24 protein-coding genes and 1 pseudogene are annotated in these 26980 nt (G+C 40.9%); 19 read left to right on the top strand and 6 right to left on the bottom strand.

Features of this window, described 5'->3' with window-relative positions:
• The 16 genes and pseudogenes from MK409_RS08935 to MK409_RS08860 form a co-directional block, all read left to right on the top strand.
• A pseudogene (locus MK409_RS08935) lies at positions 1-1731 on the top strand (YSIRK signal domain/LPXTG anchor domain surface protein); the annotation flags it as partial.
• A 111-nt stretch (positions 1732-1842) separates the two neighbouring features.
• Positions 1843-2049 (top strand): hypothetical protein, encoded by a 207-nt coding sequence (locus tag MK409_RS08930; protein WP_000390702.1) that lies wholly within the window; start codon positions 1843-1845, stop codon positions 2047-2049.
• Positions 2046-2240, top strand: a complete 195-nt coding sequence (locus tag MK409_RS08925) for a hypothetical protein (RefSeq protein ID WP_268706043.1) — start codon at positions 2046-2048, stop codon at positions 2238-2240. Before MK409_RS08930 ends, MK409_RS08925 begins: the two co-directional genes overlap by 4 nt.
• Positions 2227-3102, top strand: a complete 876-nt coding sequence (locus MK409_RS08920) for an ABC transporter ATP-binding protein (protein ID WP_268706042.1) — start codon at positions 2227-2229, stop codon at positions 3100-3102. The genes MK409_RS08925 and MK409_RS08920 overlap by 14 nt, the downstream gene beginning before the upstream one ends.
• A gap of 12 nt (positions 3103-3114) precedes the next feature.
• A complete protein-coding gene (locus tag MK409_RS08915; protein WP_268706041.1) occupies positions 3115-3849 on the top strand; it encodes an ABC transporter permease in 735 nt (244 codons plus the stop codon).
• 1 nt (position 3850) lies between these two features.
• The gene (locus MK409_RS08910) at positions 3851-4948 is read left to right on the top strand and encodes a sensor histidine kinase (RefSeq protein WP_268706040.1); all 1098 of its coding nucleotides are present in this window, start codon (positions 3851-3853) and stop codon (positions 4946-4948) included.
• A gap of 1 nt (position 4949) precedes the next feature.
• Complete coding sequence (locus tag MK409_RS08905) at positions 4950-5549, top strand: response regulator transcription factor (protein WP_268706039.1); 600 nt, start codon at positions 4950-4952, stop codon at positions 5547-5549.
• A gap of 317 nt (positions 5550-5866) precedes the next feature.
• Positions 5867-6280, top strand: coding sequence for a 30S ribosomal protein S12 (rpsL, locus tag MK409_RS08900; RefSeq protein WP_001142332.1), 414 nt, complete (start codon positions 5867-5869; stop codon positions 6278-6280).
• A 19-nt stretch (positions 6281-6299) separates the two neighbouring features.
• Positions 6300-6770, top strand: a complete 471-nt coding sequence (gene rpsG, locus MK409_RS08895) for a 30S ribosomal protein S7 (protein ID WP_000087873.1) — start codon at positions 6300-6302, stop codon at positions 6768-6770.
• A 279-nt stretch (positions 6771-7049) separates the two neighbouring features.
• Positions 7050-9131, top strand: a complete 2082-nt coding sequence (gene fusA, locus MK409_RS08890; protein ID WP_000090339.1) for an elongation factor G — start codon at positions 7050-7052, stop codon at positions 9129-9131.
• 324 nt (positions 9132-9455) lie between these two features.
• On the top strand, positions 9456-11156 hold the full coding sequence (locus tag MK409_RS08885; protein ID WP_049536788.1) for an acetolactate synthase large subunit: 1701 nt from the start codon (positions 9456-9458) through the stop codon (positions 11154-11156).
• On the top strand, positions 11149-11625 hold the full coding sequence (gene ilvN, locus MK409_RS08880) for an acetolactate synthase small subunit (protein WP_001253812.1): 477 nt from the start codon (positions 11149-11151) through the stop codon (positions 11623-11625). The genes MK409_RS08885 and ilvN overlap by 8 nt, the downstream gene beginning before the upstream one ends.
• A gap of 91 nt (positions 11626-11716) precedes the next feature.
• Entirely contained in the window at positions 11717-12739 is a 1023-nt protein-coding gene (gene ilvC / locus MK409_RS08875; protein ID WP_000290689.1) for a ketol-acid reductoisomerase, read from the top strand.
• A gap of 77 nt (positions 12740-12816) precedes the next feature.
• On the top strand, positions 12817-14067 hold the full coding sequence (ilvA, locus tag MK409_RS08870) for a threonine ammonia-lyase IlvA (RefSeq protein WP_000947310.1): 1251 nt from the start codon (positions 12817-12819) through the stop codon (positions 14065-14067).
• A gap of 82 nt (positions 14068-14149) precedes the next feature.
• On the top strand, positions 14150-15046 hold the full coding sequence (locus MK409_RS08865) for an SPFH domain-containing protein (RefSeq protein ID WP_000242872.1): 897 nt from the start codon (positions 14150-14152) through the stop codon (positions 15044-15046).
• Positions 15047-15153: 107 nt separating this feature from the next.
• On the top strand, positions 15154-15369 hold the full coding sequence (locus tag MK409_RS08860; protein WP_001130043.1) for a hypothetical protein: 216 nt from the start codon (positions 15154-15156) through the stop codon (positions 15367-15369).
• A 90-nt stretch (positions 15370-15459) separates the two neighbouring features.
• Here MK409_RS08860 and MK409_RS08855 read toward each other — a convergent pair whose 3' ends face one another.
• Positions 15460-16200, bottom strand: a complete 741-nt coding sequence (locus MK409_RS08855; protein ID WP_268706038.1) for an amino acid ABC transporter ATP-binding protein — start codon at positions 16198-16200, stop codon at positions 15460-15462.
• The gene (locus tag MK409_RS08850) at positions 16200-17762 is read right to left on the bottom strand and encodes an ABC transporter substrate-binding protein/permease (RefSeq protein WP_268706037.1); all 1563 of its coding nucleotides are present in this window, start codon (positions 17760-17762) and stop codon (positions 16200-16202) included. Before MK409_RS08850 ends, MK409_RS08855 begins: the two co-directional genes overlap by 1 nt.
• Positions 17763-17892: 130 nt before the next feature.
• On the opposite strand from MK409_RS08850, the gene MK409_RS08845 reads away from it, so the two are divergent.
• A complete protein-coding gene (locus MK409_RS08845; RefSeq protein WP_268706036.1) occupies positions 17893-19788 on the top strand; it encodes a DUF2207 domain-containing protein in 1896 nt (631 codons plus the stop codon).
• A gap of 59 nt (positions 19789-19847) precedes the next feature.
• The gene (locus MK409_RS08840) at positions 19848-20693 is read left to right on the top strand and encodes an undecaprenyl-diphosphate phosphatase (protein ID WP_268706035.1); all 846 of its coding nucleotides are present in this window, start codon (positions 19848-19850) and stop codon (positions 20691-20693) included.
• 153 nt (positions 20694-20846) lie between these two features.
• On the opposite strand, the gene MK409_RS08835 is transcribed toward MK409_RS08840, so the two are convergent.
• The 3 genes from MK409_RS08835 to dinB all read right to left on the bottom strand — a co-directional run bounded on the left by MK409_RS08835 (position 20847) and on the right by dinB (position 23499).
• Positions 20847-21479 (bottom strand): TetR/AcrR family transcriptional regulator, encoded by a 633-nt coding sequence (locus MK409_RS08835; RefSeq protein WP_129313470.1) that lies wholly within the window; start codon positions 21477-21479, stop codon positions 20847-20849.
• A 99-nt stretch (positions 21480-21578) separates the two neighbouring features.
• Positions 21579-21902, bottom strand: coding sequence for a hypothetical protein (locus MK409_RS08830; RefSeq protein ID WP_268706034.1), 324 nt, complete (start codon positions 21900-21902; stop codon positions 21579-21581).
• A gap of 535 nt (positions 21903-22437) precedes the next feature.
• Positions 22438-23499: a DNA polymerase IV gene (gene dinB, locus MK409_RS08825; protein ID WP_268706033.1), complete on the bottom strand. Its 1062-nt coding sequence runs from the start codon at positions 23497-23499 to the stop codon at positions 22438-22440.
• A 235-nt stretch (positions 23500-23734) separates the two neighbouring features.
• Between dinB and pflB the strand changes: the two genes are divergently transcribed.
• Positions 23735-26050 carry a formate C-acetyltransferase gene (gene pflB / locus MK409_RS08820; RefSeq protein WP_268706044.1) on the top strand — a complete coding sequence of 772 codons (2316 nt, stop codon included), beginning with the start codon at positions 23735-23737 and terminating at the stop codon, positions 26048-26050.
• Between the two features lie 250 nt (positions 26051-26300).
• Here pflB and MK409_RS08815 read toward each other — a convergent pair.
• On the bottom strand, positions 26301-26980 hold a 680-nt coding region (locus tag MK409_RS08815; RefSeq protein WP_268706032.1), incomplete at its 5' end, for a G5 domain-containing protein.

The following is a 26980-nucleotide window of genomic DNA, read 5'->3' as shown; positions in this document are numbered from 1 at the left end:
ACTGCGACTTACAGCCCAGAGTTTACGAAGGTAACTCCAACTGGTACGGGAGATAAGACAGAAGGACTTCAAGGTCAGGTCCAAGAAGGTAAAGTGACCTTCACTCCAGGCCATGACTCAGTTCCATTCCCAGCTGATTCGACTCCACTATTTGACAATGGTACAGCTGTGAAAGAAGTACCAAATGTTGGTACGTTCAAAGTGAACGCAGACGGTAAGGTGACCTTCACGCCAGATAAGCAGTTCAAGGGTGAAACACCAGAACTTGAATTGACTCGAGTGGATGCCAACGGCACTCCTGTTATTGTCAAGTACCAAGCGGTGGTGAAAGAAGTAGTTCCAACCAGCACTAACGCAACGAGCACAGGTCCTCAAGGTGTTCCACAAACTGGTACCCCAATCTTCCAAGGTGGTGACCCACTGGTTCCAATCGATGAAACAGTAGAGCCAACCTTCGCAGATGGAAGTAAAGAGAAATCTATTCCAGGTCAAGGAACTTACACGATTGCACCAGACGGAACTGTAACTTTCACTCCAGATAAACAGTTTGTTGGAAACCCAGCTCCAGTTACAGTGAAGCGTGTGGATAAGAATGGCACCCCAGTCACTGCGACTTACAGCCCAGAGTTTACGAAAGTAACACCAACTGGTAAAGATACTTCTTCAGTTAACATTAAGGGGCTTGTTCAAACAGGAACTCCAATCTTCCAAGGTGGTAATCCGCTTGTTCCAATCGATGAAACAGTGGCAGCAACATTTGAAGATGGATCAACTGAAAAAGTGATTCCAGGTGAAGGAACTTATACAATCTCACCAGACGGCACCGTCACTTTCATGCCAGAGGCAGACTTTGTAGGAAAAGGAACCGGCGTAACGATTGTCCGTAAGGACAAGAATGGTACTCCAGTTACTGCAAGCTATCGCCCAACAGTTGTAGATCCATCTATTGGTCATGACACGGCTTCTACAGGAGCAAAAGGCCAACCACAAGTGGCAACACCAGTGTTTGAAGGACATATCGATTCGACTGTTCCACCAACATTTGAGGATGGTAGCACGACTATGGTTGTTCCGGGTGAAGGAAGCTATACAATTGATAAAGATGGTAAGAAGATTACCTTTACTCCAGAACCAGACTTTGTTGGTACAGCTAAAGGATTGGTTGTGAAACGTTTGGATATGTATGGAAATGTAGTTACTGCTCGCTACACACCAACTGTCCTTGGACAAACACAAGTGAGTGATGCGACATCAGAAGGTCTTAAAGGTCAAACTCAGACTGGTAAACCAAACTTTACAGGTGATGTCGATCTGACAGTTCCACCAACCTTTGAAGATGGAACAACTGAAAAAGTCGTTCCAGGTGAAGGAACTTACACGATTGCGCCAGATGGCACTGTCACCTTTACTCCTGAGGCAGACTTTGTAGGACAAGCCAAAGGTGTAAAAGTGATCCGTAAAGATCGCAATGGAAATATCCTTTCAGGATTCTATACTCCAACAGTAGTAGAACTTCCAGAGCAAGTGAAGCCGTCTGATAAAAAAGAACTTTCAGTAGCTGATTCGAAACCAGATCAATTGACTCAAAACATCTCTGTAGAAAAAAATCAACTTCCAAATACAGGAAGTCAAGAAGATGGTTTGAAAAATCTAGGAATTCTGACAGCCCTAGCAGGTGTCATGACACTTGGATTGCTAGGTAAAAAGAAACGAAACGATGAATCAGACTAATCATTTTTAAGAACCGAGAAATCGGTTCTTTTTTTATGACATTTGTCATATTTCCTAGTGACAGAAGCATCTAGCTACGCTAACTTCAAAAGACTATAATTGAAGTATGAAATGGAGGAAGAAGAAATGAAAAATAAAATGATTGTCGCAGTGAGTTTAGTAGCAGCAGGAGTTATGACCTATCTTATGTTTTCAGGATTGGACAAGGGTTTCTATCATTTTCCTTGGGAGCTATTTGCTGGCTTTGGGATGATGTCTTGGCTTGTCAGAGAAGGTTTGAAATTAGTCAGAGATGTGAAAAAGGAGTTTGAGGAATGAAAAAAACAATCATCTATCTCTTTATCGGCCTGTCACTCTTGGTATGGTTAGTGGAAATGTTTACTGGTTGGTTTGACCAAACCTTGCTTGGCCAATTTATTCGTGGTGCTTGGGGTTTTGGATTTATGATTTTCGTTGTTTTCCCTATGGGAATGAAGTGGTTGAAAGGAGAATCTCATGACTGTGATTAAAGTTGAGAAATTGAGTAAGAAAATAAAAGACAAGGAGATCTTGCGGAACATCTCCTTTGAAATCAACGATGGTGAATGTGTCGCCTTGATTGGGCCTAACGGAGCTGGAAAAACAACCTTGATTGATTGCCTCTTGGGCGACAAGTTCATGAGCTCAGGTCGAATAGCCATTCAAGGCTTTGCGCCAACAGATCCTCGATTAAAGCAGCTTATTTCTGTTTTGCCTCAAGAAAATGCAGTTGTCCAAAGCTTGAAAGTGAAAGAACTCCTATCATTTTTCAAGTCACTTTATCCCGACAGTCTTTCAGACAAAGAAATTGATGATCTGTTAAGATTTTCGGAAAAGCAGAAAAATCAGCTAGCGGGCAAGTTGTCTGGTGGGCAAAAACGCTTGTTCTCTTTCGTGTTGACTTTAATCGGTCGTCCGAAAATTCTTTTCTTAGATGAACCAACTGCTGCCATGGATACCTCGACACGTCAGCATTTTTGGGAGATTGTCGATCGGTTGAAGCAAAATGGCGTGACCATTGTCTATTCTTCTCACTATATCGAAGAGGTAGAGCATACGGCTGACCGCATCTTGGTCCTCCACAAGGGACAATTAATTCGTGACACAACGCCTTATGCCATGCGTGGTGAAGAACAAGAAAAGCATTTTACGGTACCTCTAACTTATCAGGAAGTTATCAGCACTTTGGACCAGGTTCAAGAGATTGAAATCAAGCAAAATGCTCTTTCCTTCACAACCAAAGAAGCTAGCCAGGTATGGGAAGTCTTGCAAAAACAGGGTTGCACGATCGAAGAAATTGAAGTTCGCAATCGAACTCTCTTAGACAGTATCTTCGAAACGACTCAAGACTAAAGGAGATTGACGATGAAAAATATGACAAGTCTCATGAAAGTGGAAATCATTCTGATGAAACGGCAAGCCGTCTACTACTTGCTATCCATCGGACTCCCAAGTGTGTTTTATCTTATCTTTTCTGGTATGATGTCAGGGTCAGATGTTCCAGAAATTGTTCTTCAAGCCTATCTTTTTGCCATGACGCTCTTTAGTATCATGTCAAGCGCCTTTTTCAGTATCCCTAGCACACTCGAATCTGACAAGACAAACAACTGGCAAAAATTGATTCAACATTCTCCTGTTTCTATGGTAGAATATTATGTATCAAAACTGTTCAGTACGCTACTGACTTTCTTGTTATCAATTATAGTTGTCTTTTCGGTTGGTCATTTTGTCCGTGGAGTGACCCTGCCTTGGCTTGATTGGTTGGTGATTGGAGTTATGTTGCTGGTCGGAAGTGTGGTCTTTATCAGCATGGGAGTCTTGGTGAGCTTGCTTCCCAGTGCTCAATTGATGACGGTTATTGGAAATATTGCCTATATTGCTTTGGCTGTCCTAGGTGGACTTTGGTTCCCTTTGAGTTCCTTCCCAGAATGGCTCCAATCTATTGGAAAACTGACTCCAACCTATCAACTGATGCAGGTTGTCTCTTCCTATTTGGAACACCATGAATTTAATATTCTTTCCGCCCTAGTTGTAATAGGCTATACAGTTTTCTTTGGTGTCCTGGTAATCCAGCTCAAAAAACGGATTGAGGTAAAATAAATTGTTGGAAAAATTAAAAAACACGCATTATATGTTTCATATTTCAATAGTGTTTATCATCTTTCCTATAGCGGGTGTCATCGTTGGAGAGTACCCGCTTTTAACCTTGTTATGGACCTTACTATTTGTCCTAGCTTTTTATTCGGTTTTAGTCAGTCAAAATCGCACCGTGCAGTGGCTGGCTTGGTGGATCATGCTTGCCTACATTTTTTACAGTTCCGTCTGGCTGAATGCGAGCTTTGCTTGGTTTATCTTTTATTTATCTAATCTCCTTATTTATGAGCTGGATGAGGTTTCTTTCCACTCTTGGCGTTTTGTCAGTTTTGTTGTCTTACAACCGATGATTTTAACTGGAATCTATATGGTTGATCAAGTTAGTCCCTGGCACCTCCTCTTTTTCTTGGTGACCTTTATCGTTTCTGATGCCTTGACCTTCGGTCTTTATCGGATTCGGATAACAGAAGAGCTAAAAGAAGAAAAGATGAAACAAAATGCCAAGCTCAATCTTTTCTTGGCTGAAAACGAACGCAGTCGTATCGGTCAGGATCTTCATGACAGCCTAGGTCATACCTTTGCCATGTTGAGTGTGAAGACGGACCTTGCCCTCCAGCTTCTTCAAATGCAGGCCTATCCTCAAGTGGAAAAAGAATTAAAAGAAATTCATCAAATCAGTAAAGAATCCATGAATGAAGTCCGTACAATTATCGAAAATCTTAAAACAAGAACCCTTGCTTCCGAGTTTGCGACTGTTAAAAAAATGCTGGAAATTGCAGGAATTGAAACGGAAATCAATCACCAACTAGATACAGCTAGCCTAACTCAGGAATTAGAATCAACGGCCTCCATGATTTTGCTTGAGTTAGTGACCAACATCATCAAGCATGCTAAAGCATCGAAAGCTTACTTGAAATTAGAACGAACTGAGAAAGAACTCATCCTAACAGTGAGAGATGATGGCTGTGGCTTTGCTTCACTAAAAGGAGATGAACTCCATACCGTTCGAGACCGTGTCCTTCCTTTTTCAGGAGAAGTAAAGGTGATCAGTCAGAAACATCCGACTGAAGTGCAGGTTCGGCTACCTTATAAGGAGAGAAATTAAGATGAAATTACTTGTTGCAGAAGATCAAAGTATGTTGCGAGATGCTATGTGCCAGTTGCTTACCTTTCAACCAGATGTATATTCTGTCCTACAAGCCAAGGATGGCCAAGAAGCAATCCAACTCTTAGAAAAGGAGCCCGTAGATATAGCCATTCTTGACGTAGAAATGCCTGTTAAGACAGGCCTCGAAGTCTTGGAGTGGATACGAGCAGAAAAGCTAGAAACAAAGGTGGTTGTAGTAACGACCTTCAAACGCCCCGGATATTTTGAACGTGCGGTCAAGGCTGGAGTGGATGCTTATGTCTTGAAAGAAAGAAGCATTGCAGACCTCATGCAAACCTTGCACACTGTTCTAGAAGGGCGCAAGGAATATTCGCCTGAATTGATGGAAGTGGTTATGACGCATCCCAATCCATTGACAGAACAAGAGATTGCTGTCTTAAAGGGAATTGCTCAGGGCTTATCCAATCAAGAGATTGCAGAACAACTCTATCTATCAAACGGAACTGTCCGAAACTATGTCACCAATATTCTTTCCAAGCTAAATGCAGGCAATCGAACAGAGGCAGCTAACATCGCAAAAGAATCAGGTTGGCTTTGATAAGAAGGGTTAAAAAATCCGAAACGATAACTTGAATAGAAGGAAATCCATACCAGAAAGGAGGAGGCAAAACTGCCTCCTTTTCTGGTTTGGAAAAGCGGTAAGAATTAGTGTCAAAGAGTTAAAAGATCAGAATAAAAACGAAAAAATATTGACAAGGATAGAAAAAATGTGTTACAATAATAGACGGTACTTTTTACTTTTGGTCTCTCAAAAGTGTACAGGGACGTGCTGACAAATGTTGCAAAAGTACACACAGATGGTAGCTGTCACCAAGTGTATCATCACCAAAAATAAAAAAACACAGGAGAATGTAGATGCCTACAATTAACCAATTGGTTCGCAAACCGCGTAAATCAAAAGTAGAAAAATCTAAATCACCAGCTTTGAACGTTGGTTACAACAGTCATAAAAAAGTTCAAACAAACGTTTCTTCACCACAAAAACGTGGTGTTGCAACTCGTGTGGGAACAATGACACCTAAAAAACCTAACTCTGCCCTTCGTAAATTTGCTCGTGTACGTTTGAGCAACCTTATCGAAGTTACTGCCTACATCCCAGGTATCGGACACAACTTGCAAGAGCACAGCGTGGTGCTTCTTCGTGGTGGACGTGTAAAAGACCTTCCAGGGGTACGTTACCATATCGTCCGTGGTGCACTTGATACTGCAGGTGTTAACGATCGTAAACAAGGCCGTTCTAAATACGGTACTAAACGTCCAAAAGCATAAGGAAAGGGGATAAAGAGAAATGAGTCGTAAAAATAGAGCTCCAAAACGTGACGTATTGCCAGATCCGCTTTACAATTCACAACTAGTTACTCGTCTTATCAACCGCGTTATGCTTGATGGTAAACGTGGTACAGCTGCTTCAATCGTTTACGGTGCTTTTGAGCAAATCAAAGAAGCTACTGGCAACGATGCACTTGAAGTATTTGAAACAGCTATGGAAAACATTATGCCTGTACTTGAAGTACGTGCACGTCGTGTTGGTGGATCTAACTACCAAGTCCCAGTTGAAGTTCGTCCAGAACGTCGTACAACACTTGGACTTCGTTGGTTGGTAACAATTGCTCGCCTTCGTGGTGAACACACAATGCAAGACCGTCTTGCAAAAGAAATCTTGGATGCTGCGAACAACACTGGTGCAGCAGTTAAGAAACGTGAAGACACTCACCGTATGGCTGAAGCTAACCGTGCCTTCGCACACTTCCGTTGGTAAGATCATGATACCAAGAGCGGCAAAGGCCCCAGGCAAAAATAGAAAACTGATGCAGTGTTCCATGAACACAAAGCAGTTTATCTTTTTTGCAGCGGGCCTCGCTCGGGTTCAAATTAGCTAAATCGATTAGTGTTAGCTAAAATTCAACTTCCCATCTCACAAGTTGAAACCAACACATAACATGAAAACATTGAGAACGGGTAGGTCCTGCCTATCCGTTTTTATTAAAATCGTGTTATAATAGAATAGAAATTAAAATAAATAGGAGAAACAAACCTCATGGCACGCGAATTTTCACTTGAAAAAACTCGTAATATCGGTATCATGGCTCACGTCGATGCCGGTAAAACAACAACTACTGAGCGTATTCTTTACTACACTGGTAAAATCCACAAAATCGGTGAAACTCACGAAGGTGCGTCACAAATGGACTGGATGGAGCAAGAGCAAGAACGTGGTATCACTATCACATCTGCTGCGACAACAGCTCAATGGAACAACCACCGCGTAAACATCATCGACACACCAGGACACGTGGACTTCACAATCGAAGTACAACGTTCTCTTCGTGTATTGGACGGTGCGGTTACTGTTCTTGACTCACAATCAGGTGTTGAGCCTCAAACTGAAACAGTTTGGCGTCAAGCAACTGAGTACGGAGTTCCACGTATCGTATTTGCTAACAAAATGGACAAAATCGGTGCTGACTTCCTTTACTCAGTAAGCACACTTCACGACCGTCTTCAAGCAAACGCACACCCAATCCAATTGCCAATCGGTGCTGAAGATGACTTCCGCGGTATCATCGACTTGATCAAGATGAAAGCTGAAATCTATACTAACGACCTTGGTACAGATATCCTTGAAGAAGACATCCCAGCTGAATACCTTGACCAAGCTCAAGAATACCGTGAAAAATTGGTTGAAGCAGTCGCTGAAACTGATGAAGACTTGATGATGAAATACCTTGAAGGTGAAGAAATCACTAACGAAGAATTGAAAGCTGCTATCCGTAAAGCGACTATCAACGTTGAATTTTTCCCAGTATTGTGTGGTTCTGCCTTCAAGAACAAGGGTGTTCAATTGATGCTTGATGCGGTTATCGACTACCTTCCAAGCCCACTTGACATCCCAGCGATCAAAGGTATCAACCCAGATACAGACGAAGAAGAAACTCGTCCTGCATCTGACGAAGAGCCATTTGCAGCTCTTGCCTTCAAGATTATGACTGACCCATTCGTAGGTCGTTTGACATTCTTCCGTGTATACTCAGGTGTTCTTCAATCAGGTTCATACGTATTGAACACTTCTAAAGGTAAACGTGAACGTATCGGACGTATCCTTCAAATGCACGCTAACAGCCGTCAAGAAATTGACACTGTTTACTCAGGTGATATCGCTGCTGCCGTTGGTTTGAAAGACACTACAACTGGTGACTCATTGACAGATGAAAAAGCTAAAATCATCCTTGAGTCAATCAACGTTCCAGAACCAGTTATCCAATTGATGGTTGAGCCAAAATCTAAAGCTGACCAAGATAAGATGGGTATCGCCCTTCAAAAATTGGCTGAAGAAGATCCAACATTCCGCGTTGAAACTAACGTTGAAACTGGTGAAACAGTTATCTCTGGTATGGGTGAACTTCACCTTGATGTCCTTGTTGACCGTATGCGTCGTGAGTTCAAAGTTGAAGCGAACGTAGGTGCTCCTCAAGTATCTTACCGTGAAACATTCCGCGCTTCTACTCAAGCACGTGGATTCTTCAAACGTCAGTCTGGTGGTAAAGGTCAATTCGGTGATGTATGGATTGAATTTACTCCAAACGAAGAAGGTAAAGGATTCGAATTCGAAAACGCAATCGTCGGTGGTGTGGTTCCTCGTGAATTTATCCCAGCGGTTGAAAAAGGTTTGGTAGAATCTATGGCTAACGGTGTTCTTGCAGGTTACCCAATGGTTGACGTTAAAGCTAAACTTTACGATGGTTCATACCACGATGTCGACTCATCTGAAACTGCCTTCAAGATCGCGGCTTCACTTGCCCTTAAAGAAGCTGCTAAGTCAGCACAACCAGCTATCCTTGAGCCAATGATGCTTGTTACCATCACTGTTCCAGAAGAAAACCTTGGTGATGTTATGGGTCACGTAACTGCTCGTCGTGGACGTGTAGATGGTATGGAAGCTCACGGTAACAGCCAAATCGTTCGTGCTTACGTTCCACTTGCTGAAATGTTCGGTTACGCAACTGTTCTTCGTTCAGCATCACAAGGACGTGGTACTTTCATGATGGTATTTGACCACTACGAAGATGTACCTAAGTCAGTACAAGAAGAAATCATTAAGAAAAACAAAGGTGAAGACTAATCAGTCGTCGCTCTAGAAGGAAGTCACTTGGTGGCTTCCTTTTTTATGCCTTTCTCAAGCATCTTGTATGTCTATATTTGCAAAATGAAAGAAATCTAGTAAGGATTTTAGAAAGTCTATTTACTAAAAAAATAGAGAAAGTTAATAAATGAAAGTTAATAAAGAATCCGATTTTGTTTAAATTGTTAATAAAAATTAGAAAAACATTCATAAATACACTCTAAGATAGAAAATTCAGAAAATTGATACTTTTGTCTTGAAAATATTTGAAAAAATGGTATGATAGTAACAAGCTATTTTTTTAAGAGAAGAGAAAGGGGAACAATGGAGAAAATTAGTTTAGACGCTCCTAAGACGGGATCGGACCTAGTTTTGGAAACCCTCCATGATTTAGGAATTGATACCATATTTGGTTATCCTGGTGGGGCTGTCTTGCCTTTATATGATGCGATTTATAATTTCAAAGGTATTCGTCACATTTTGGGTCGTCATGAGCAAGGCTGTTTGCACGAAGCTGAAGGTTATGCCAAATCAACTGGAAAGTTGGGTGTCGCAGTCGTCACAAGTGGACCAGGAGCAACAAATGCCATTACAGGGATTGCGGATGCCATGAGTGATAGCGTTCCCCTTTTGGTCTTTACCGGACAAGTCGCTCGAGCGGGAATTGGGAAGGATGCCTTTCAGGAGGCGGATATTGTCGGTATTACCATGCCCATTACCAAGTACAATTACCAAGTTCGTGAGACAGCTGACATTCCTCGTATCATTACGGAAGCTGTCCATATTGCGACCACAGGTCGTCCGGGTCCAGTCGTGATTGACTTGCCTAAGGATGTATCTGCCCTCGAAACAGACTTCATCTATTCGCCTGAAGTGCATTTGCCAAGTTATCAACCGACGATAGAACCAAACGACATGCAAATCAAGAAAATCTTGAAACAATTGTCTAAGGCTAAGAAACCTGTTTTGTTGGCAGGTGGTGGTATCAGCTATGCAGAAGCTTCTAAAGAACTGAATGAATTTGCTGAACGCTATCAAATTCCAGTCGTTACCAGTCTTTTGGGACAAGGTACAATTGCAACAAGCCATCCACTCTTCCTCGGAATGGGAGGCATGCATGGTTCTTTCGCAGCTAATATTGCCATGACCGAGGCAGACTTTATGATTAGTATTGGTTGCCGTTTCGATGACCGTCTGACTGGAAATCCTAAGACCTTTGCTAAAAATGCCAAGGTTGCTCATATCGATATTGATCCAGCAGAGATTGGTAAGATTATCAGTGCAGACATTCCAGTGGTTGGGGACGCAAAGAAAGCCTTGCAGATGCTACTAGCAGAACCAACTGTTCATAACAATACTGAAAAGTGGATTGACAAAGTCACCAAGGACAAGAACCGTGTTCGTTCTTATGATAAGAAAGAACGTGTGGTTCAACCGCAGGCAGTCATTGAACGCATCGGTGAGTTGACGAATGGGGATGCTATTGTCGTTACTGACGTTGGCCAACACCAAATGTGGACAGCCCAGTATTACCCATATCAGAATGAACGCCAATTGGTCACATCTGGTGGCTTGGGTACCATGGGATTTGGAGTTCCTGCAGCTATCGGAGCTAAGATTGCCAATCCGGAAAAAGAAGTAGTTCTTTTTGTCGGTGATGGTGGCTTCCAAATGACCAACCAGGAACTAGCCATCCTAAACATTTACAAGGTACCGATTAAGGTAGTGATGCTAAATAACCACTCACTAGGAATGGTTCGTCAGTGGCAGGAATCCTTCTATGAGGGTAGAACTTCCGAGTCAGTCTTTGATACCCTTCCTGACTTCCAGTTGATGGCACAGGCTTACGGCATCAAAAACTATAAATTTGATAATCCAGAGACGATAGAGAAGGATCTAGAAGTCATTCTGGAGGATGTACCGATGTTTATCGAGGTGGATATTTCTCGTAAGGAACAGGTTTTACCAATGGTACCAGCTGGGAAGAGCAATCATGAGATGTTGGGGGTGAAGTTCCATGCGTAGAATGTTAACAGCAAGACTACAAAACCGCTCAGGAGTACTCAACCGTTTTACGGGTGTCCTTTCTCGCCGTCAGGTCAATATTGAGAGTATCTCGGTCGGTGCGACTGAGGATCCAAACGTTTCACGGATTACCATCATCATTGATGTGGCTTCTCATGATGAGGTCGAGCAAATCATCAAGCAACTCAACCGTCAGATCGATGTGATTCGCATTCGGGATATTACAGATAAACCACACTTGGAAAGAGAAGTCATCTTGGTGAAGGTGTCAGCGCCTGCTGAAAAGCGTGCAGAAATTTTGGCTATTATTCAACCTTTCCGGGCAACGGTGGTGGATGTGGCTCCAAGCTCGATTACGATCCAGATGACGGGGAATGCTGAAAAGAGTGAGGCACTCTTGCGAGTAATCCGTCCTTATGGAATTAGGAATATTGCTCGTACGGGAGCAACTGGATTTACCCGTGACTAATACTCTTTGATTTTCATTGAGTATAAGAAAACAACTTAAATTTGTTAAACAAGTCTAAAAGGCAATAAATAATAGAAAAGAGAGAAAAACTATGGCAGTACAAATGGAATACGAAAAAGATGTAAAAGTAGCAGCACTTGACGGTAAAAAAATCGCCGTAATTGGGTATGGATCACAAGGTCATGCTCATGCGCAAAACTTGCGTGATACAGGACACGATGTGATCATCGGTGTGCGTCCAGGTAAATCTTTTGATAAAGCCAAAGAAGACGGTTTTGACACTTATACAGTAGCAGAAGCGACTAAGTTGGCTGATGTGATCATGATTTTGGCACCAGACGAAATTCAAGCAGACCTTTATGCTGAAGAAGTAGCTCCAAACTTGGAAGCTGGTAACGCACTTGGATTTGCTCATGGCTTTAACATTCACTTCAAATTTATCAAAGCGCCAGAGAGTGTAGACGTCTTTATGTGTGCGCCTAAGGGACCAGGTCACTTGGTACGTCGTACCTTTGAAGAAGGATTCGGTGTTCCAGCCCTTTACGCAGTTTACCAAGATGCTACTGGAAATGCCAAAGATATCGCTATGGATTGGGCTAAGGGTGTTGGTTCAGCACGCGTTGGTCTTCTTGAAACAAGCTTCAAGGAAGAAACAGAAGAAGATCTCTTTGGTGAACAAGCGGTTCTTTGCGGTGGTTTGACTGCTTTGATGGAAGCTGGTTTCGAAGTCTTGACAGAAGCTGGCTATGCACCAGAATTGGCTTACTTTGAAGTCCTTCACGAAATGAAACTCATCGTTGATTTGATCTATGAGGGTGGATTTAAGAAAATGCGTCAATCTATCTCAAACACTGCTGAGTTTGGTGACTACGTATCAGGTCCACGTGTCATTACTGACCAAGTCAAAGAAAACATGAAGGCTGTTCTTGCAGATATTCAAAATGGCAAGTTTGCCAATGACTTTGTCAATGACTACAAGGCTGGTCGTCCAAAATTGACTGCTTACCGTGAGCAAGCTGCAGATCTTGAAATTGAAAAAGTTGGTGTAGAACTACGTAAAGCAATGCCATTCGTTGGTAAAAACGATGATGATGCTTTCAAAATCTATAACTAATTCTTAGAATAAAGACAGAAGGCGAGTTGGGGGTACCTAACTTGCTTTTTACCTTGTAAAGTATTTGAGGAGGAGACATGCTAAGTGCAAAAGATGTGGTGAAAGCCCACAAAGTTTTAAGTGGTGTAGTAGTGAATACACCACTGGAATATGATCATTATTTATCAGAAAAGTATGGAGCTAAGATCTATCTGAAAAAGGAAAATGCGCAACGAGTTCGCTCTTTTAAAATTCGTGGAGCTTATTATGCCATTTCACAGTTGACAAAAGAAGAACGTGGGCGTGGTGTGGTCTGTGCATCGGCGGGGAATCATGCTCAAGGTGTCGCATACACTTGTAACGAGATGAAAATTCCTGCGACAATTTTTATGCCCATCACAACGCCTCAACAAAAGATTGGGCAAGTTCGCTTCTTTGGAGGTGACTATGTGACGATCAAATTGGTCGGAGATACTTTCGACGCTTCGGCTAAGGCAGCCCAAGAGTTCACTGTTTCAGAAAATAGAACCTTTATTGATCCTTTTGATGACATCCACGTTCAGGCAGGACAAGGAACAGTTGCCTATGAAATTTTAGAAGATGCTCGGAAAGAGTCAATCGACTTTGACACTGTTCTCGTTCCAGTCGGTGGTGGAGGTCTGATTGCGGGAGTTTCTACCTATATCAAGGAAACAAATCCGGAAATGGAAGTCATTGGTGTTGAAGCCAATGGTGCCCGTTCGATGAAGGCTGCTTTTGAAGCTGGAGAGCCAGTTAAATTAAAGGAAATCGACAAGTTTGCTGATGGTATAGCTGTACAGAAAGTTGGACAGTTGACCTATGAAGCGACACGTCAGAATGTTGAAACTCTTATAGGAGTGGATGAAGGCTTGATTTCTGAGACCTTGATTGATCTTTATTCCAAGCAAGGGATTGTCGCCGAACCGGCTGGAGCTGCCAGTGTTGCAGCCTTGGAAGTTCTATCGGACTATATCAAAGGCAAAACAATCTGCTGCGTCATTTCTGGAGGCAATAACGATATTAACCGTATGCCGGAAATGGAAGAGCGTGCCTTGATTTATGATGGTATCAAGCATTACTTTGTAGTCAATTTCCCACAACGTCCAGGGGCTCTCCGAGAGTTTGTAAATGATATCTTGGGACCACATGATGATATTACTCGTTTTGAGTATATCAAACGGGCCAGCAAGGGGACAGGGCCAGTCTTGATTGGGATTGCTCTTGCGGATAAGCATGATTATAATGGCTTGATTCGTCGGATGGAAAAGTTTGACCCATCTTATATTAATTTGAATGGGAATGAGACTTTGTATAATATGTTGGTGTAAAATAAAATAAATTTATTATCATATTATTTGCGTAATTAATATGATGGTGCTATAATGAGGGTGATGAAAGGGGGAGATTCCCATGGTTTTACATGTTTTACTTGTTCTATTTTTTCTAGTGCTGATAGTATCAGCGATTGTAATTAGTTCTGTATATGTAGTACGGCAACAATCTGTCGCTATTATTGAACGCTTTGGTAAATACCAAAAGTTGAGTAATAGTGGTATTCATGTACGAGCTCCTTTTGGAATTGATAGGATTGCGGCTAGAGTCCAACTACGATTGTTGCAAAGTGAAATCGTTGTAGAAACTAAGACGCAGGATAATGTATTTGTGACGATGAATGTGGCTACTCAATATCGAGTTAATGAAAACAACGTTACGGATGCTTATTATAAATTGATGCGTCCAGAAGCCCAGATTAAATCCTATATCGAAGATGCTTTACGTTCATCTGTACCCAAGTTAACCTTAGATGAGTTATTTGAGAAGAAAGATGAAATTGCATTAGAAGTTCAAAAACAAGTAGCAGAAGAAATGTCTACATATGGGTATATTATTGTCAAAACGCTGATTACTAAGGTTGAACCTGATGCTGAAGTAAAACAATCAATGAATGAAATCAATGCTGCACAACGTAAAAGAGTTGCAGCGCAAGAACTTGCTGAAGCAGATAAGATTAAGATCGTGACCGCAGCAGAAGCAGAAGCAGAAAAAGATCGCCTACATGGGGTAGGGATTGCAGAGCAGCGTAAAGCGATTGTTGACGGACTTGCTGATTCTATCCAAGAGTTAAAAGGAGCCAATGTCGAACTAACTGAAGAACAAATCATGTCGATCCTATTAACGAACCAGTACTTAGATACATTGAATAATTTTGCAGATAAAGAGGGTAATAATACAATCTTCCTACCAGCGAATCCTAATGGAGTTGAGGACATAAGAACTCATATATTATCGGCTTTAAAAGCCAAATAAAAATATGCAGAATATTATAGTTTGGACGAATATATGTTTTTTTATTGACAAACACTATTAAAACGTTTACAATAAAAAATTGTAAAGAATAAAATAGGAGGAGAAATATGGCTAAATCTAACTTCGAAAAAGTAGAATCAGTTGTCAGCTGGGTTCGTGACAAGAAAATTACAGGGTATCGTATTTCTAAGGAAACGAATGCGCGTGAGATGTCTATCATTGCTTTAGCTCAAGGACGTGCGAAAGTGAAAAATATTTCATTTGAAACAGCCCTAGGTTTAATTGATTTCTATGAAAAAAATCATGAAAAATTTGAAGATTAAACCACGCTTACAGGCAGATTCTTAAAGCGGATCTGTCTTTCTTTTTCCTAATTACTAAAAAAGACTGCATTCTTTATGCAGTCTTTTATCTTATTTGAGATAGCGTTGTAGAAACTCGCGCGTCCGTTCTTCTTTAGGGTTCGTGAAGAGGTTTTCTGGCTTGCCTTCTTCAGCAATGACGCCCTTATCCATAAAGATAACACGGTGAGAGACATCGCGGGCGAACTCCATTTCGTGGGTTACGACAATCATGGTCAATCCTTCCTGAGCCAGGTCTTGCATGATTTTAAGGACTTCACCAACCATTTCTGGATCCAGAGCAGACGTTGGTTCGTCAAAGAGGATGGCATCAGGATTCATGGAGAGGGCGCGGGCGATGGCTACACGCTGCTTTTGCCCACCAGAAAGTTGTTTCGGTTTGGCTTGCCAGTAGCGTTCCCCCATACCAACTTTTTCAAGATTTTCTTTGGCAATTTTTTCAGCTTCAGAGCGTTCTCGTTTGAGGACAGTCGTTTGGGCGACAATAGTATTTTCGAGAACATCGAGGTTTTCAAAGAGGTTAAAGGACTGGAAAACCATACCGAGTTTTTCACGATAGTGAGTAAGGTCATAGCCTTTTGCAAGGACGTTTTCTCCTCGGTAGAGAATTTCCCCCTCAGTAGGTGTTTCAAGTAGATTAATCGAACGTAGGAAGGTTGATTTTCCGCTTCCTGAGCTCCCAATGATGGAGATAACCTCTCCTTTGTGGACTGATAGAGAAATATCTTTTAAGACTTCGTTTTGCCCATAGGACTTTTTGAGGTGTTTAATTTCAAGAATGGGTTGAGTCATTATTTCAAGTCCTCCGTTTGCATTTGATTAGCACCTGTAGTGTAGGTATCCATGTCCATACGTCTTTCGATGAAGCGTAGAATACGGGTCACTGTGAAGGTGAGGACAAAGTAAATCACGGCAATGATTGTAAATGTCTGGAAGTATTGATAGGTTTGTGTTGCTACAGTATTTCCTGAGAAATAAAGCTCAACAACTGAAATAACGTTCAATACAGAGGTATCTTTGATATTGATGACAAACTCATTACCAGTAGCAGGTAAGATATTGCGAACGACCTGAGGTAGGACAACCTTGCGCATGGTCTGATTATGGGTCATACCAAGAGCAGTTGCGGCTTCAAATTGTCCCTTGTCAACTGCTAGGATACCTCCACGGACGATTTCTGTCATGTAGGCACCCGTATTGATTGAAACGATAAAGATAGCAGCTAGTGTGCGGTCAAGGTTGATACCGAAAGCTTGGGCAGTTCCATAGTAGATAACCATAGATTGAACAATCATTGGTGTACCACGGAAAATTTCAATATAGACATTGAGGATCCAGCCAAGTAGCTTTTGCAAGCCATAGATGGCCTTGTTTTCAGATAGAGGTGCTGTACGGAAGACTCCGATTGCAAGCCCGATAATAAGGCCTGTGATAGTCCCGATAATGGAGATTAAGAGTGTGATACCAGCGCCGCGCAGGAGTTGTTGCCAGTTTTCAGAAAGGATCTTAACGACTTGGTTAAAGAAACTACTGTTTTCCTCCGTTGTTGTCGCCTCTACTGGTTGCTCTTTGATCATCCGATCCATGAGAGCTACTTGTTCGTCTTTAGAAATGGTTTCGATGCTGGCATTGATTTGACTGATGCGGCTGTCATCTTTACGAAGTCCAATGGCAATAGCTGTATCTTCTTCGCCAGTTTTGAAACCTGGTTGAGGTTGGATCATTTTGAACTTAGCGTTAGCAGACTCAGCGGTCAGGGCTTCAGGACGTTCTGAAACATAAGCATCGATAACACCTGCTTCAAGTGCTTGGCGCATCTGAGCAAAGTCACCCATGGCTGTTTCTTTCTTGGCGCCAGGGATTTGGGAAATCAAATCATAGAGGTAAACACCTTGTTGGGACGTGATTTTTGCTCCGCTAAAGTCGTTTAAAGATTTGGCATTGGCATAGGCAGAGTCTTTTTTGACCAATAGAACAGGTTCACTGGTATAGTAACTGCTTGAAAAGGCAATTTCTTGTTTGCGTTCAGCCGTTGGGCTCATACCTGCAATAATCATATCGATTTTGCCAGAAGTAAGGGCTGGGACAAGTCCTTCCCACTTGGTTTTAACGACCAAAGGCTCCTTACCTAAGTCTTTGGCAATCTTTTTAGCGATTTGGACATCGTAGCCATTGGCATATTGGTTGGTACCATCAATTTTGACAGCGCCATTACTATCATCGTCTTGGGTCCAGTTGAAAGGGGCGTAAGCTGCCTCCATCCCGATGCGTAGATATTCATCGGCTTGGACCTGGCTAACTAGTCCCAGTGTGAGGGCTAGGCTAGCAAGCACAGATAAGCATAATTTTTTCATGTTTTCTCCTATTTCTAGTCTAAAAATGACTTCTCTCTATTGTATCTAAAAATAGTGAGATTTTCAATACAAGTAAGCCTTTACTTATAAAAAATGATATAATAGGGAAAAGATTGAAAGGGAAATTGTTATGAAGAAAAGATGGCTACTGACTTTGATTCTTACTTGTTTATTATTTATTCCAAGCTTGGTTTTTGCGGTAGACTTTGATGTCTTATCCTATCAAGGTGATTTGAATATTCATGCAGATAATACTGCAATTTTTAAGGAAACAATCACCTACCGCTTTGGTGATGATTATAATGGTCAGTTAGTTGGACTCGGCAAAGCTGGGAAAATGCCAGAAGGATTTGCTATTGATCCTGACCCGACCGTTCAGGTCTCTAAAAATGGAAAAATTGTGCAAAATATTTCCTACTATACTATGGAGGAAGAGGACGGCTACAAGGTAAAAATTTACAATGCTGGATATGCTGGAGATACTGTTCGGGTAACGGTCACCTGGAAACTATCAAATCTTCTCTTCTTATATAAGGATATCGCAGAGCTAAATTGGCAACCCTTGACTGATAGTACTGGAGACATCAAAGAGATTGAGTTCAAGGTCAGCTCTGATACTCCAGCGGAGAAACTCTATTTTCATGCAGGCCAACTCCTAAGGGACTCTAGTGTTGAAAAAGCAAATAATCTCTATCATGTCAAAATGAAAGATCTTCCTAGAAAGCGACAAATCGAGTTACACGCATACTGGCCTAGAAGTGCTTTTGTAGGAGCTCCAGATCAAGGATTAGAGGAAGAACGTTTAACCGATTTTAACCGGATTGAAAGCAATATAGCGACAGAAAAAGCTCAAAGTGAGATAATGATGAAATGGGTCTTCCCAATCATTTTTATGAGTCTCTTACTTCCAATTCCGATCTTTTATAGAATGTTTCGTCAGAGTACAAGCATTAAAAAGGTCTTTCCAAAAGACCACAGGCTTTATGAACCGCCGATGGATTTGCCTCCAATGGTTCTAGCAGAAGCAGTGTATTCAACTTCCTTAGAGGAAGTCAATCCCCTAAACAAATCGGGTTTTGGTAAATTTACTTTTGAACGTTTGATTCAGGCAACCTTGTTGGATTTAGTAGATCGAGGCCATTTATCTATTTTCCAAGGTGATGAGGAACCTTATCTACGAATTATCAGTGAAAAAGGCCTATCCAATTTTGAGAAGGAATGCCTGCGCATGACCCTATCGAATAAGAAGGAACTGGCTATTTCGGATTTATTCCCTGATTACCAAGTCTCATCTGGCTTGTATCATGGAGCTAAAGAGTCAGATGAAAAACATATCCGAGAAACAGGTCTGCACCTCAAGCGTTCCTTTGAAAGAAGACTTCAACGCATTCAGTCTTGTGTCAAGGATAAGGTCCATGTACTTCGTATTCCATGCTATTATCGTCCCTTGACAAGTGAGGAACGCCGTCTTGCTCTTGGGATGCGGGTCTGTTCAGCTATAACGGCTCTAGGTGGTTTACTTTTCTTTTACTATAGTTGGCAGACTCACGGTTTCTTCTCAATTCCTTTCCTTCTCTTGGGGTTGACAGGGCTGGCAGCAAGTTTCTGGGTTCATTTTGCGATGCGAGGCGCCTATCGTGATGGAGTTCTAACAGAGGAAGGGGCGGAGATTTTCTATCTTTGGACTAGTTTTGAAAATATGCTTCGTGATATTGCTCATCTGGATCAAGCCGAGCTAGAGAGCATCGTCCTTTGGAATCGTCTACTAGTCTATGCGACTCTCTTTGGTTATGCCAAGAAGGTGAGCAAGTTAATGAAAGTACGTCATATTCAGCTAGAAAATCCAGATTTGAATCTCTATATAGCCTACGGTTGGCATACACAGTTCCATGCCTCAACTGCACAAATCAAGCAATACACAGCTGTCGCTAATACAGCTAGCAACTACTCGGTATCTTCTGGAAGTGGTTCGTCTGGTGGCGGATTCTCAGGAGGCGGAGGTGGTGGTAGCATCGGCGCCTTCTAAAAAATCTATCGCAACATCCGAAATTATGCTATAATAGAGGACAGAAAAAGGAGTAATGTATGTATTTTATTGAAATTTTGAAGTCAATCTTTTTTGGGATTGTTGAAGGAATTACAGAATGGTTGCCCATTTCAAGTACTGGACACTTGATTTTGGTTGAAGAATTTGTACAATACAAGGACCAAAATGAAGCCTTCATGTCCATGTTTAATGTTGTCATTCAGCTCGGTGCTATTTTAGCAGTTGTGGTCATCTACTTTAACAAGCTCAATCCTTTCAAACCTGGTAAAACCAAGGTCGAAGTTCGTCGAACGTGGCAGTTGTGGTCCAAGGTTTTCGTTGCGACCTTGCCTTTGCTATTGGTCTTTAAACTAGATGATTGGTTTGATGCCAACTTCCATAACATGGTTTCGGTTGCGATCATGTTGATTATCTATGGGGTTGCCTTTATCTATCTTGAAAAACGAAATAAGGCGCAAGCCATTGAACCAACAGTAACAGAGCTAGACAAGTTGCCTTATAAAACTGCCCTTTACATCGGTCTCTTCCAAGTTCTTGCCCTTTTCCCAGGAACAAGTCGTTCAGGTGCCACTATCGTCGGTGGGTTGTTGAATGGAACAAGTCGCTCTGTCGTAACAGAGTTTACCTTCTATCTCGGAATTCCTGTTATGTTCGGAGCCAGTGCTTTAAAGATTTTTAAATTTATTAAAGCAGGTCAAGTTTTGAGTTATGGTCAACTATTCTTGCTTCTTGTAGCCATGGGAGTAGCCTTTGCGGTCAGCATGGTTGCTATTCGTTTCTTGACCAGTTATGTGAAAAAACACGACTTTACACTATTTGGGAAATACCGTATTGTACTCGGTAGTGTCTTGTTGCTCTATAGTTTTGTACGTTTATTTGTATAAGTTGAAAATAGAATAAAATAGGATAGTTCGCCAAAAAAACATTTGGGGAACTATCCTATTTTTTATAATCGTTTAGTTTATTTTATATTACCTTATTATGTCGCCTTGCCCGACGTTTGTCTACGGTTTTAAAAGTAAACGAAAAGATTGTATTTAATTTGATTGACTTAAAATTTCTTGGATCAAAGATTCATCAAAAATATCTAAGCCGATGGATTGAAGCATAAATTGTAAAAAATAGATCCGATCTACAATTTTTTCGGAAGAATTTTCAAAAATACTTCCTTCTACCCAAAAGTTAGTCAAAAGCAAGATTGTCTCGGCTGCTTCATTAGGGAAGGGGATGGGTTGAATGGACTGATCTTCTATCCCTTTTTTTATAATATCTGCAATAAGGGGAGTTCCTATACGCAGATTGTAACGGATAATAGTCAGCATGAACTCTGCATCAAGAGGCGCGTGATTCAACATTTTGTAGTTAGTTTTCTGACTTTTTAAACTAAACTGAAAGATTTCTTTGAGCTGTTCTCTTCCAGTTAAATGACTGGTGGATTCAAGCCAGTCTAGCAATTCCTTTTCCATCAATTGATAACGCTGTTTTAAAACTGCAAAAAGAATTTCATCTTTTGATTGAAAATGGTGATAAATGGCTCCTTTTGAAATACTAGCTGTTTGCGCTATGTTTTGTACACTTGTTTTTTCATAGCCGTTGTGAATAAAAAGCTGTGTAGCCGTTGATAAAATTTTTTCAATCATTGCTTGAGATTTTTCTGTTTTTGCCACCATTGGGTTCCTTCTCTCTGTTTTATTAAATTTATTTTATCAAAAAAAGAAGAAAAGGTAATATTTGAGCGTCTAACAAGCCTCCTTCTTAAGAAAACCACTCTACTTTTTTAATTTTGCTTCTATACGTTTGATCTGATACAAGTTTGAGAGAACTGAAATCCCACCGATGGTCATTATTCCTAAACCATTCCAAGGACTAAACAAAGTAGTGATGAGGCCACCAGTGATTGTAGCATACCCACATTTCACTCCCAAACGAGAATGTCGGATACCACTCTCTCCTTGTGTTAATCGATAAAACAGTTCTTTTTGCAGTTTTATTTGCTTTTGAATGGTTTCGTGATGACGTATTTGTTGTTGACGTACTCGTTGATTTTGTTTTTCAATAGAATAGATTGTTTTTTCTAGCATAGTTTTTTTCATGTTAAGTCCTTTCTTTTAAAAAACCGATCAGACGGTATTTTTTATATTTTCTAGTTTAACAAATAAAAATGAAGGTGTCAACACCTACCACTTATGATAAAAACTTTTTTTTACTAGAAACTATTTGAAATCTATCTCACATTTTTAGTTTTAAGTGATGGAGTTAATACTTAATTAAAACCAACTGCCCCTTTTCATTAATAAATTGTCAAAAAATATTGTAGTCCAAGTATATATCCTTGGACAAATGCGGTAGGGCATAAAACTAAACTATATTTCCCAAAAGCATTCAGTTTTCTAGTAAAAGAGAGAGGGAATAAGAGAAAGAAGCTTTCTTGAATTAGGAATTGTTAGAGTCTAAAAGGGGAATAAAATTGATACAGCCTGCTGAATGTTGGTCAGCAATTTAAGATAGTACCTCAGACTGTTTTAGTGGTTAGCTATCACGATCTAAGAATTATTTTTAAAACAGAATGAGGCTGAAACACTTTTGTTCCAACCTCATTTGATTTAAACCAATGCCCCCTCCGAGGATTTAAAATCCTGTAACCGTAATTCCTAGTAAACGGATGCCTTTTTCTTTTTCAGCTAGTTCTTCGTAAAGTTGAAGGGCAGTTTGCGCAATTTGGCTAGCCTCCTGTGTAGCTTGTGGGAGGCTTTTTCGTCTAGTGAGAGTGGAGAAGTCAGCATATCTTATTTTAAGGATAATGATTTTTCCAGCTTTGTCCTGCTTGCTGAGATTGTGAGCTACTTTTTCAGAGAGAAGAGTCAGCTCTTTTTTGATATCTTCTTCATTCTGGAGAATCTTACCATAGGTTTTCTCCTTCCCGATTGATTTGCGGATGCGATTGGACTTGACTGGAGAATTGTGAATACCACGAGCCTTTCGATAAAGATCAAAACCGAGTCTGCCAAACCGATCGATTAAAGTGACTTCTGAGACATCCAATAAGTCTGCGCCAGTATAAATGCCCATTTCATGAAGGCGTTCAACTGTTTTTTTGCCCACACCGTGAAATTTAGCAATGTCCATTTGTTTGAGAAAATCCTCAGCCTGATCTGGGAGGATGACTGTTAAACCATGTGGTTTTTGATAGTCACTAGCCATTTTAGCTAAGAATTTGTTATAAGAGACGCCTGCAGAAGCAGTCAGATGTAGCTCCTGCCAGATATCTTGTTGGATGAGGCGAGCTATTTTAACAGCTGACTTGATACCGAGTTTATTTTCTGTCACATCCAAGTAGGCTTCGTCGATACTCATGGGTTCAATCAAATCAGTGTACCGTTTAAAAATAGCTCGAATCTCAAGTCCAACTGCCTTATACTTTTCATAATTCCCGGAGATAAAGACGGCTTGGGGACAACGCTCATAAGCTTCTTTAGAACTCATGGCAGAGTGAATACCAAAGGCTCGTGCCTCGTAGCTACAAGTAGAAACAACTCCTCGTCCGCCAGTTTGTCTAGGGTCACTTCCAATGATAACAGGTTTTCCTTTTAATTTAGGATTGTCTCGTATTTCCACTGCAGCAAAAAAGGCATCCATGTCGATATGGATGATTTTTCTTGACAGATCATTAATCAATGGAAATATGAGCATTATTGCACCTTTCTAGCGTCATTTTCTATCATTATACCTTTTTTTCTGAAAAAATGGAAAAGAGTAATCCTACTTTCAAAAATATAATACAGATTGTATCTGAAAATAGACTGTATTAGAAAAGAAAGTAACAAAAAAGCCGGATTTCGCTTGTTGAAATCGGTTACTGTATGGTATACTTGACTCATGAATGTAACAGATGGCTGTTACTAGAAAGAAAAATGAGGACATTAACATGGTTGTTAAGACAGTTGTTGAAGCACAAGACATTTTTGATAAAGCTTGGGAAGGCTTCAAAGGCGTAGATTGGAAAGAAAAAGCAAGTATTTCTCGCTTTGTTCAAGCTAACTATACACCTTATGATGGAGATGAAAGCTTCCTTGCTGGACCAACAGAACGTTCACTTCACATCAAAAAAATTGTAGAAGAAACTAAGGCTCACTACGAAGAAACTCGTTTCCCAATGGACACTCGTCCAACATCTATTGCTGATATTCCTGCCGGATTTATCGACAAAGAAAACGAATTGATCTTCGGTATCCAAAATGATGAACTCTTCAAATTGAACTTCATGCCAAGAGGTGGTATCCGCATGGCTGAAACTACTTTGAAAGAAAATGGATACGAACCAGATCCAGCTGTTCACGAAATCTTCACTAAATATGTAACAACAGTTAACGACGGTATCTTCCGTGCCTACACTTCAAACATCCGTCGTGCTCGCCACGCTCACACTGTAACTGGACTTCCAGATGCATACTCACGTGGACGTATCATTGGTGTTTACGCACGTCTTGCTCTTTATGGTGCGGACTACTTGATGCAAGAAAAGGTAAACGATTGGAACTCAATCGAAGAAATCGATGAAGAAACAATCCGTCTTCGTGAAGAAATCAACCTTCAATACCAAGCATTGCAACAAGTTGTTCGCTTGGGTGACCTTTACGGGGTTGACGTTCGCAAACCAGCGATGAACGTTAAAGAAGCAATCCAATGGGTTAACATCGCTTTCATGGCTGTCTGCCGTGTGATTAACGGTGCTGCTACATCTCTAGGTCGTGTGCCAATAGTATTGGACATCTTTGCAGAACGTGACCTTGCTCGTGGTACATTTACTGAATCAGAAATCCAAGAGTTTGTTGATGATTTCGTTATGAAACTTCGTACAGTTAAATTTGCTCGTACAAAAGCGTATGACCAATTGTACTCAGGTGACCCAACCTTCATCACAACTTCTATGGCTGGTATGGGTAACGACGGTCGTCACCGTGTTACTAAGATGGACTACCGTTTCTTGAACACTCTTGACAACATTGGTAACTCACCAGAACCAAACTTGACAGTTCTTTGGACTGACAAATTGCCTTACAACTTCCGTCGCTACTGTATGCACATGAGCCACAAACACTCTTCTATCCAATACGAAGGTGTAACAACAATGGCTAAAGACGGATATGGTGAAATGAGCTGTATCTCATGCTGTGTGTCACCACTTGACCCAGAAAACGAAGAACAACGCCACAACATCCAGTACTTCGGTGCTCGTGTAAATGTGTTGAAAGCCCTTCTTACTGGTTTGAATGGTGGTTACGACGATGTTCACAAAGACTACAAAGTATTTGACATCGAACCAATCCGTGACGAAGTTCTCGAATTTGAATCAGTTAAAGCCAACTTCGAAAAATCTCTTGACTGGTTGACTGACACTTACGTAGATGCCTTGAACATCATCCACTACATGACTGACAAGTACAACTATGAAGCTGTTCAAATGGCCTTCTTGCCAACTAAACAACGCGCTAACATGGGATTCGGTATCTGTGGATTTGCTAATACTGTTGATACATTGTCAGCTATCAAGTACGCTACAGTTAAACCAATCCGTGATGAAAATGGCTATATCTACGATTATGAAACAATCGGTGAATACCCACGTTGGGGTGAAGATGACCCACGTTCAAACGAATTGGCAGAATGGTTGATCGAAGCTTACACAACTCGTCTACGTAGCCACAAACTATACAAAGACGCAGAAGCTACTGTATCACTTTTGACAATCACATCTAACGTTGCTTACTCTAAACAAACTGGTAACTCACCAGTCCACAAAGGTGTATACCTCAACGAAGATGGTTCTGTGAACTTGTCTAAACTTGAATTCTTCTCACCAGGTGCGAACCCATCTAACAAAGCTAAAGGTGGATGGTTGCAAAACTTGAACTCACTTGCTAGCCTTGACTTTGGTTACGCAGCTGACGGTATCTCATTGACAACTCAAGTTTCTCCACGTGCTCTTGGTAAGACTCGTGACGAACAAGTTGATAACTTGGTAACAATCCTTGATGGTTACTTTGAGAACGGTGGACAACACGTTAACTTGAACGTTATGGACTTGAACGATGTTTACGAAAAGATTATGTCAGGTGAAGACGTTATCGTACGTATCTCTGGATACTGTGTAAACACTAAATACCTCACTCCAGAACAAAAAACTGAATTGACACAACGTGTCTTCCACGAAGTTCTTTCAATGGATGACGCATTGAGCTAAGATAGTATAAAGAAAACTAGCCTTAAGGCTAGTTTTTTTGTTACTGAGGTTTTGATAATTATAAAACAAGGAATATTATAGTTTTTACTCCCAGAGAGAAGAGACAAATTACTTCTATATAAAATATGACTTTTTCTGCCTTGCTGCAGGTGTCATAGAATTGACTAAAAAGGATCGAATTCTATAAAATATAGACTTCAATCCTTTTTTAAAATATACTATCTAGCTTGAAGAGTAAATGACATATACTTTAGTCGTTATCTTCTTCTTTACGTTTGAATAGTGTAAGACCTAGGGCTGCAAATAGAGCTAGCGCACCAGTTACTGCTACAGAGTGATTGTTTTCTGTTCCTGTATTTGGTAATACTTTGGTATTATCAACAGTAGTTTGCTCAGTATTTGCATGGTTTTGTTGACTATCTTGACTTAATTGGTCAGTATTATTTGGAGTGGTTGCAGTAGTAGTAGCTGTTCCTATTCTTACAATTTCATCAGTAGGTGTAATTGTAACTGTAGAAGAGAGAATGTTGCTAGAAATAATCTGTCCTTTATCATCAAAAACTTCTTCGATAATGATTGTACGAAGGCCAGCTTTACCTGGGGCCACAATCGTTTTTGTTCCACTAGGCAATTTATCATCATAAATGGATTGAATACCATAAGGAATAGAAAGTTCAATAGTTCGCTGAGCTGTTCTAGTAAGTGGTTTTGTTCCCACAAGTACGATCTGTTTAACAGGTTCGGTTTGTTCGTCAGAGATGACGCGAGACGAGATCACAGTATTGTTTCGGTTGTCAATAGTATCTTCGTGAACAATAGTTCTAGTGCCTTTAACACCAGGGGTTTGAATCTCTTCTTCCCCAACAAATAGCTTATCAGAAGGCACTTTAACGATATCAAAGTCAATATCCTGTTTCTCAGTTCTTTGAG

Origin of the sequence: Streptococcus oralis, assembly GCF_026782375.1 — a bacterium.
GTDB lineage: Bacteria > Bacillota > Bacilli > Lactobacillales > Streptococcaceae > Streptococcus > Streptococcus oralis_CL.
Note: the sequence above shows the minus strand (reverse complement) of the source record. Positions and strands in the feature narration are given on the sequence as shown.

Bases quoted from the DNA above. Each gene is read 5' to 3' on its own strand.
- MK409_RS08930 (WP_000390702.1), top strand. From the start codon at position 1,843: ATGGAGGAAGAAGAAATGAAAAATAAAATGATTGTCGCAGTGAGTTTA.
- MK409_RS08925 (WP_268706043.1), top strand. From the start codon at position 2,046: ATGAAAAAAACAATCATCTATCTCTTTATCGGCCTGTCACTCTTGGTA.
- MK409_RS08920 (WP_268706042.1), top strand. From the start codon at position 2,227: ATGACTGTGATTAAAGTTGAGAAATTGAGTAAGAAAATAAAAGACAAG.
- MK409_RS08915 (WP_268706041.1), top strand. From the start codon at position 3,115: ATGAAAAATATGACAAGTCTCATGAAAGTGGAAATCATTCTGATGAAA.
- MK409_RS08905 (WP_268706039.1), top strand. From the start codon at position 4,950: ATGAAATTACTTGTTGCAGAAGATCAAAGTATGTTGCGAGATGCTATG.
- rpsL (WP_001142332.1), top strand. From the start codon at position 5,867: ATGCCTACAATTAACCAATTGGTTCGCAAACCGCGTAAATCAAAAGTA.
- rpsG (WP_000087873.1), top strand. From the start codon at position 6,300: ATGAGTCGTAAAAATAGAGCTCCAAAACGTGACGTATTGCCAGATCCG.
- fusA (WP_000090339.1), top strand. From the start codon at position 7,050: ATGGCACGCGAATTTTCACTTGAAAAAACTCGTAATATCGGTATCATG.
- MK409_RS08885 (WP_049536788.1), top strand. From the start codon at position 9,456: ATGGAGAAAATTAGTTTAGACGCTCCTAAGACGGGATCGGACCTAGTT.
- ilvN (WP_001253812.1), top strand. From the start codon at position 11,149: ATGCGTAGAATGTTAACAGCAAGACTACAAAACCGCTCAGGAGTACTC.
- ilvC (WP_000290689.1), top strand. From the start codon at position 11,717: ATGGCAGTACAAATGGAATACGAAAAAGATGTAAAAGTAGCAGCACTT.
- ilvA (WP_000947310.1), top strand. From the start codon at position 12,817: ATGCTAAGTGCAAAAGATGTGGTGAAAGCCCACAAAGTTTTAAGTGGT.
- MK409_RS08865 (WP_000242872.1), top strand. From the start codon at position 14,150: ATGGTTTTACATGTTTTACTTGTTCTATTTTTTCTAGTGCTGATAGTA.
- MK409_RS08860 (WP_001130043.1), top strand. From the start codon at position 15,154: ATGGCTAAATCTAACTTCGAAAAAGTAGAATCAGTTGTCAGCTGGGTT.
- MK409_RS08855 (WP_268706038.1), bottom strand. From the start codon at position 16,200: ATGACTCAACCCATTCTTGAAATTAAACACCTCAAAAAGTCCTATGGG.
- MK409_RS08850 (WP_268706037.1), bottom strand. From the start codon at position 17,762: ATGAAAAAATTATGCTTATCTGTGCTTGCTAGCCTAGCCCTCACACTG.
- MK409_RS08845 (WP_268706036.1), top strand. From the start codon at position 17,893: ATGAAGAAAAGATGGCTACTGACTTTGATTCTTACTTGTTTATTATTT.
- MK409_RS08840 (WP_268706035.1), top strand. From the start codon at position 19,848: ATGTATTTTATTGAAATTTTGAAGTCAATCTTTTTTGGGATTGTTGAA.
- MK409_RS08835 (WP_129313470.1), bottom strand. From the start codon at position 21,479: ATGGTGGCAAAAACAGAAAAATCTCAAGCAATGATTGAAAAAATTTTA.
- MK409_RS08830 (WP_268706034.1), bottom strand. From the start codon at position 21,902: ATGAAAAAAACTATGCTAGAAAAAACAATCTATTCTATTGAAAAACAA.
- dinB (WP_268706033.1), bottom strand. From the start codon at position 23,499: ATGCTCATATTTCCATTGATTAATGATCTGTCAAGAAAAATCATCCAT.
- pflB (WP_268706044.1), top strand. From the start codon at position 23,735: ATGGTTGTTAAGACAGTTGTTGAAGCACAAGACATTTTTGATAAAGCT.